This window comes from Neoroseomonas rubea, assembly GCF_016106015.1.
GTDB lineage: Bacteria > Pseudomonadota > Alphaproteobacteria > Acetobacterales > Acetobacteraceae > Neoroseomonas > Neoroseomonas rubea.
This window is the reverse complement of record NZ_JACADQ010000233.1, coordinates 1-6,696: the sequence shown is the minus strand read 5'-3', so window position 1 is coordinate 6,696 and position 6,696 is coordinate 1. Positions and strand designations below refer to the sequence as shown.

At 71.3% G+C, this 6,696-nt stretch carries 6 protein-coding genes; 3 read left to right on the top strand and 3 right to left on the bottom strand.

Annotated elements, in window-relative coordinates; all coding sequences use genetic code 11:
* The 3 genes from HW577_RS17985 to HW577_RS17975 all read left to right on the top strand — a co-directional run.
* Nucleotides 1-191, top strand: a 191-nt coding sequence (locus tag HW577_RS17985) for a hypothetical protein (protein WP_198377522.1), incomplete at its 5' end; no start/stop codon positions are given.
* 28 nt (nucleotides 192-219) lie between these two features.
* A complete protein-coding gene (locus HW577_RS17980; RefSeq protein ID WP_198377521.1) occupies nucleotides 220-2,385 on the top strand; it encodes an RNA degradosome polyphosphate kinase in 2,166 nt (721 codons plus the stop codon).
* Between the two features lie 4 nt (nucleotides 2,386-2,389).
* Nucleotides 2,390-3,889 carry a Ppx/GppA family phosphatase gene (locus HW577_RS17975; RefSeq protein ID WP_232475034.1) on the top strand — a complete coding sequence of 500 codons (1,500 nt, stop codon included), beginning with the start codon at nucleotides 2,390-2,392 and terminating at the stop codon, nucleotides 3,887-3,889.
* Nucleotides 3,890-3,945: 56 nt separating this feature from the next.
* On the opposite strand, the gene HW577_RS17970 is transcribed toward HW577_RS17975, so the two are convergent.
* The 3 genes from HW577_RS17970 to dctP all read right to left on the bottom strand — a co-directional run.
* Entirely contained in the window at nucleotides 3,946-5,238 is a 1,293-nt protein-coding gene (locus HW577_RS17970; protein ID WP_198377520.1) for a TRAP transporter large permease, read from the bottom strand.
* Nucleotides 5,235-5,729, bottom strand: a complete 495-nt coding sequence (locus tag HW577_RS17965; protein WP_198377519.1) for a TRAP transporter small permease — start codon at nucleotides 5,727-5,729, stop codon at nucleotides 5,235-5,237. Before HW577_RS17965 ends, HW577_RS17970 begins: the two co-directional genes overlap by 4 nt.
* A gap of 9 nt (nucleotides 5,730-5,738) precedes the next feature.
* Nucleotides 5,739-6,696: TRAP transporter substrate-binding protein DctP (gene dctP, locus HW577_RS17960; protein ID WP_198377518.1), on the bottom strand; the 958-nt coding region annotated here is incomplete at its 5' end.

Genomic DNA, 6,696 nt, shown 5'->3' with positions numbered 1-6,696 from the left:
AGCTGCGCTCTCCCGACCTCGAGGCCGCGGCACGGCTCGACCGCGCCGCCCTCGTCGCGCGCGGGCCGGTCACCCGCGCGCTCGCCCGCGCCGCCCTGGCCGGGTGGGCGGGGTTCGGGGAAGCGCCGGATGGTGATGGTTCCGAGACAAATGGCGCCCCGCCCTCGCCCGCGGTGCCCCCCCTGCTGTAGCGTGCAACATGCAATTGGACCGCCGCGCATGAACGATGCCGTCACGACCGCCGCCGATGAGGCCGCCGCGCTGCTGACGAGCCCGGACCGCTTCATCAACCGGGAATTGTCCTGGCTCGCCTTCAACCAGCGTGTGCTGGAGGAGGCGGCGAACCCGCGCCACCCGCTGCTGGAGCGGTTGCGCTTCGTCGCCATCTCGGCCGCCAACCTCGACGAATTCTATTCCGTGCGCGTCGCCGGCCTCGTCGGGCAGGAACGTGCCGGCATCGTCAAGCTCAGCCATGACGGCAAGACGCCGACGCAGCAGCTCGTCGCGATCCATGAGCGCGCCCAGGCGCTGATCGGCGGGCAGCAGGCGGCCTGGCAGGAATTGCGCGGGCTTCTGCGCGCCGACGGCGTGGCGCTGGTGGAGCCGGCGGAACTGGACGCGGCGGACCGGGACTGGCTCGACGCCTGGTTCGTCGAGCGCGTGTTCCCCGTGCTGACCCCGCTCGCGGTCGACCCGGCACACCCGTTTCCGTTCATCGCCAACCTGTCGCTGTGCATGGTGCTGAAGCTGGTGCGGGAAGAGGATGGCGGGACGATGCGCGCGCTTCTGCCGCTGCCCCCGCAGGTGCCGCGCTTCGTCCGCCTGCCGGCGCGGGAGGGCGCGCAGGCGATCCGCTTCGTGCTGCTCGAAGACCTGATCATCCTCTTTCTCCACCGCCTCTTCCCCGGCTTCATCCCGGCCGAGACCGGCCTGTTCCGCGTGATCCGCGACACCGACGTGGAATTCGAGGAGGAGGCGGAGGATCTGGTGCGGTCCTATGAGACCGCGCTGAAGCGCCGCCGGCGCGGGCGGCCGATCCGGCTTTCCGTGACCGCCGCGACGCCGGCCGACATGGTCGACTTCGTGACCGAGGAATTGCAGGCGCCGCGCGCGGAGGTCTTCATCGTGGACGGGCTGCTCGGCCTGTCGGACCTGACGCAGCTGATCGTGGACGACCGGCCGGACCTGCTGTTCACGCCCTACACCCCGCGCTTCCCCGAACGCATCCTCGATTTCGGCGGGGATTGCTTCGCGGCGATCAAGGCGAAGGACATCGTCGTCCACCACCCCTACGAATCCTTCGACGTGGTGGTGCAGTTCCTGCGCCAGGCGGCGCGCGACCCGAATGTGGTCGCGATCAAGCAGACGCTCTACCGCACCACGCGCGACAGCCCGATCGCCAAGGCGCTGATCGAGGCCGCGGAAGCCGGCAAGAGCGTGACCGGCATCGTGGAACTCAAGGCGCGCTTCGACGAGGAGCGCAACATCGCGCTCTCCCGCGAACTCGAAGCCGCCGGCGTGCAGGTTGTGTTCGGCTTCGTCGAGCTGAAGACGCACGCCAAGGTCTCCCTCGTCGTGCGGCGGGAGGGGGCGAACCTGCGCTCCTACGCGCATTTCGGCACGGGCAACTACCACCCGGTCACGGCGCGCATCTACACCGACCTGTCCTACTTCACCGCCGACCCGGCGCTGACGCGCGATGCCGCGAAGCTGTTCAACTTCATGACCGGCTACGCGCGGCCCGAAAGCATGGAGAAGCTCGCCTTCGCGCCGCTGACGATCCGACCCACCCTGCTCGCGCTGATCGAGCAGGAGATCGCCTTCGCCCGCGAAGGCAAGCCTGCGGCGATCTGGATCAAGATGAACAGCCTGGTCGATGAGACGCTGATCGACGCGCTCTACGCCGCCTCCCGCGCGGGGGTGAAGGTCGATGCCGTGGTGCGCGGCATCTGCTGCCTGCGCCCGGGCGTGAAGGGCATGAGCGAGAACATCCGCGTCAAGTCGATCGTCGGGCGGTTCCTCGAGCATTCGCGCGTCTGCGCCTTCGGCAACGGGCACCGGCTGCCCTCCCGCCGCGCCAAGGTGTTCATCAGCAGCGCGGACTGGATGGCGCGCAACATGGACTGGCGGGTCGAGACCATGGTGCCGGTCGAGAACGCGACGGTGCACGCCCAGGTGCTCGACCAGATCATGGTCGTGAACCTCAAGGATTCGATGCAGTCCTGGCAGCTCGGCCCCGATGGCGGCTGGACGCGCCTGACGCCGGGCGAGAAGGCGGTCTCGGCGCACGAATACTTCATGACCAACCCCTCCCTCTCCGGCCGTGGCAGCGCGCTCAAGGGCGCCCAGCGCCGCCAGCGGCAGGACCGGGTGATGCAGGATTGACCCCATGGACTGCGTGATGCCGGGTGGGCCGCGCGCGCCGCGGTCGGCGGTCGTCGACCTCGGCTCGAACTCGGTCCGCCTCGTCGTGTTCGAGGGACGCGGGCGCAACCCGATGCCCATCTTCAACGAGAAGGCGGTGCTCGGCCTTGGGCGCGGCCTGCAGGCGACCGGCCTGCTGAACGAGGAAGCGGTGGAGCAGGCGCTGACCGTCATGGTACGCTACGCCACCGTCGCGCGCGCCATGGGCGCCGACCCGGTCGAGGTGCTGGCGACGGCGGCGGTGCGGGACGCGGCGAATGGCGCGGCCTTCGTCACCGCGCTGCGCGCGAGGCTGCCGGACCTGTCGATCCGCGTGCTGACCGGCCAGGAGGAAGGCCTGCTCTCGGCCGATGGCGTGCTGCTCGGCTTCCCCGAGGCCGATGGCGTGCTCGGCGACATCGGCGGCGGCTCGCTCGAACTCGTCGAGCTCTCCGCCGGCCGCGCCGGGCGCGCGGTGAGCCTGCCGCTCGGCGCCATCCGCCTGTCCGAGCGCGTGGGCGGCGACATCCAGCGCGGCCGCGCCTTCGCGACGGAGGAACTCTCCCGCGTCGAATGGCTCGCCGAGGCGGCCGGGCGCGACCTCTATCTCGTCGGCGGGGCGTGGCGCGCGCTCGCGCGCATCCACATCGCGCAGACCGCCTATCCGCTGTCGATCGTGCATCACTACGTGCTGTCGCGGGAGGAAGCGCGCGACCTCGCCGGCGTGGTGATGGCCGCGACGCGCCGCACGCTGGAACGCATGCCGGGCGCGCCGACCAAGCGCCTGGGCGACCTGCCCTGGGCCGCGATGGTGATGCGCCGGCTGCTACGCGCCTCCGGCGCGCGCCGGGTCGTCTTCAGCGCAAACGGCCTGCGCGAAGGCTGGTACGCCACGCAGATCCCGCCCGCCGAGCGCGCGCGGGAGCCGCTGATCGCCGCGGCGCAGGACCTTGCCGCGCGCTTCGGGCGCGAGCCGCGCCTGCCCCCCGCGCTGGCCGCCTGGACCGAAGGACTGTTCGAGCGCGAGAGCCTGGCCGAGGCGGGGCTGCGCACCGCCGCCTGCTGGGTCAGCGACATCGGCAGCCACGACCACCCCGACTACCGTGCCGAGCACGCCTATTTCCGCGTCCTGCGCCAGCCGGGCGTCGGGCTCGACCATCATGCGCGCGCCTTCCTCGCGATGGCCGTCGCACTTCGCTACGAGGCCGGGCCGGATGCCGGCTTCCTGGCCGCGGCACGCGTGCTGCTGGACGTGCCCGCGGTGCGGCGGGCGGAAGTCCTGGGGGCCGCGCTGCGCCTCGCCTACACGCTCTCGGGCGGCACGCCGGACTTGCTCGCGGGCACGGCGCTCGCGCGCGACGGCGGGCGGCTCGTGCTGCGGCTGGTCGAGGGCAGCGGCGTCTTCGCGGGCGAGAGCGTGCTGCGGCGCGTGGAGGCGCTGGCGGCGACGCTGGGGCTGGAGGCGGCGGTGGACGTGGCGGGGTGAGCCGGCGCGACGGCGCCATCCGATTGCATTGACCCGGTGCGATCGGACTTCTTCCCCTAGCCTTGGTAGCCGAGCAGGCGCGGCAGCCAGAGCACCAGCTCCGGCACGAAGGTGATGAGGCCGAGCGCAGCGATCATCGCGGCGATGAAGGGCAGGGCGTCGCGCACCACCGCGCCGAGTGGGCAGTCGGCCAGCTTCGCGACGATGAAGAGCAGCAGCCCGTAGGGCGGCGTGACCAGCCCGATCATGATGTTGACCACCACGACGACGCCGAAATGCACCATGTCGATGCCGAGCGCCTGCGCCGTCGGGATCAGCACCGGCACGATGACGAGCAGGATGGTGCTGCCTTCGAGCAGGCAGCCCAGGACGAGCAGGATCAGGTTTACCGCGAGCAGGAACTGCCAGGGCTCGAGGTCGTAGCCCGCGAGGATGCCGCGCACCGTGGCGGGGACGTTCTCGCTCGCCACCACGTAGTTGAGCGCGAGCGCGCCCGCGATCAGCATGCCGATCGAGGCCGTGGCGCGCGCGCTGTCGAGGATGGTGCGATACGCCTCCCGCGCCGGCAGGCTGCGGTAGAGCAGGGCCGCGACCGCGAGGGCATAGGCGGCGGCGACGGCCGCGGCCTCGGTTGGCGTCATGACGCCGCCATAGATGCCGCCGAGCAGGATGACAGGCATGAGCAGCGCGGGCAGCGCATCCCAGGTCAGGCGCGGGACCTCCCGCAAGGGCACGCGCTCGGCGATGGGAAAGCCGTGGCGGCGCGCCATCCAGGCGTTGATGCCCATCTGCGCGAGCGCCATCAGCAGGCCCGGCACCACGCCGCCCAGGAACAGGTAGCCGATCGAGGCATCCGAGATCAGCGCATAGAGCACCATCGGGATGGAGGGCGGGATGATCGGTCCGATGACGGCCGTCGCCGCCGTGATGGCGGCGGCGTAGCTGGCGGGATAGGCGCCGCCGCGGCGCATCATGTCGATCACGAGCTTGCCGCTGCCGGCCGCGTCCGCGATGGCCGAGCCCGACATGCCGGCGAAGATCACGCTCTGCACCACGTTCACATGGCCGAGCCCGCCGCGGAACCGCCCGACCAGCAGGTTGCAGAAGCGCAGCAGCCGGTCGGTCATGGTGCCGGCGTTCATCAGCCCCGCCGAGACGATGAAGAGCGGCACGGCGAGCAGCACGTAGCTGCCGTTCAGCCCGTTCAGCACCTGCTCCGCCGCGAGCGACATGTCCTGCCCCGACATCGCGAGGTAGATGACGGAGCCCGTGATCATCGCGACCCCGATGGGCAGGCCCATCACCGACAGCGCGACGATGGCGAGGATGGCGAGGCCGAGCGGGCTCATGCGCCCCGCTTCCCGAGCGCGGGCACCAGCGCGCGCGCGACGATCGCGGCATGGCGCAGGATCATCGCCACCGCGAAGACCACGTAGACCGAGAACACCCAGTCCATGCGCAGGCCGAGATAGGCCGAGCGCTCCACCTTCATGAAGGTGACGTAGTCGACGACCGCGGGCAGGGAGGCCGCGAAGACGACGACGACGACGCTGCCCGTCGCCGCGTCGAAGGCGCGGCGCAGCCAGGCGGGTACGGCGCCGTAGATGAGATCGAAGCGGATCTCCTCATCCTCCCGCAGCACCAGCGCGGCGCCCCAGAGGATGCCCCAGAGCCAGGCGAGGGTGGAGACCTCCGTCGTCCAGCCGACCGGCCGGCCGACCAGGTAGCGCATGCCGATCTGCACCAGGAAGGCGAGGAACATCGCGACGAGCAGCGCGGCGAGCAGGTTCTCCGCCCGCCGCCGCGCCCAGCCCGGCACGCGCCCCAGGAAGCCCCGCACGCGCTTCGGTCAGCGGACCGCGTTGATCCTGTCGAGGATCCCCGCCGGCCAGGCCTGGGACTGGCTGGAGGCGAGGTAGCGCCGCTGCGCCTCCGCGCGGAAGGCGGCGACGTCGGGCTCGTACACCTCGAGGTTCTGGGAGCGGAAGAAGGCGATCATCTCCTGCTCCTGCGCCACGTGGCGCTGCACGCTGAACTCCACCGCGCGGTCCACCGCCGCCTGGATCGCGCCGCGCTGCGCCTCCGTCAGCCCGTCCCAGAAGCGCGCGGAGATGCAGATGAGGTCGTAGGCGACCACATGGCTCGTCAGCACGAACTGCGTGGTCACCTCGTGGAAGCGCATCGTGCGGCTGGTCGGCAGCGGGTTGTCCTGCCCGTCCACCGCACCCGACTGCAGCGCGGTGTAGAGTTCGGCGAAGGCGACCGGCGTCGGCGCGGCGCCGAGCGCCTCGCCCAGGAACTGCCAGGTCTCACCGGGCGGCATGCGCAGCTTGATCCCGGCCATGTCGGCCGGCGTGCTGATGCGGCGGCGCGGGCGCAGGTTCACGTGCCGCGTGCCGAAATAGAGCGGCCCGAGCACCTGGATGTTGAGCTGGTCCCGCGCCATGCGCGTGAACTCCCGCCCCACATCGCCGGCGAAGACCTTGCGCATGTGGTCGGCGTCGCGGAACAGGTAGGCGGAGGCCATCACCGACCAGGCCGGGATCTGGCGGGAGATGTCCTGCGGCGCGATGTTCGCCATCTCGAGGTTGCCGCGCTGCAGCGCGTTGATCTCGGTGCCCTGGCGGAAGAGGCTCGCATTGAGGTGCAGCTCGACGTCGAACTCGCCCTGCATCGCCGTCTGGAATCCGCGCATCGCCTCGGCGCGGATGTCCTGGTCGGAGAAGACGGCGGCGAAGCGGATGCGGCGGCGGGCCTGCGCGGCGGCGGGCCCCGTGGCGGCGGCGCCGAGCGCCATGGCCGCGGCG

Coding starts and splice junctions, on each gene's coding strand:
- HW577_RS17980 (WP_198377521.1), top strand. CDS start 220: ATGAACGATGCCGTCACGACCGCCGCCGATGAGGCCGCCGCGCTGCTG.
- HW577_RS17975 (WP_232475034.1), top strand. CDS start 2,390: ATGGACTGCGTGATGCCGGGTGGGCCGCGCGCGCCGCGGTCGGCGGTC.
- HW577_RS17970 (WP_198377520.1), bottom strand. CDS start 5,238: ATGAGCCCGCTCGGCCTCGCCATCCTCGCCATCGTCGCGCTGTCGGTG.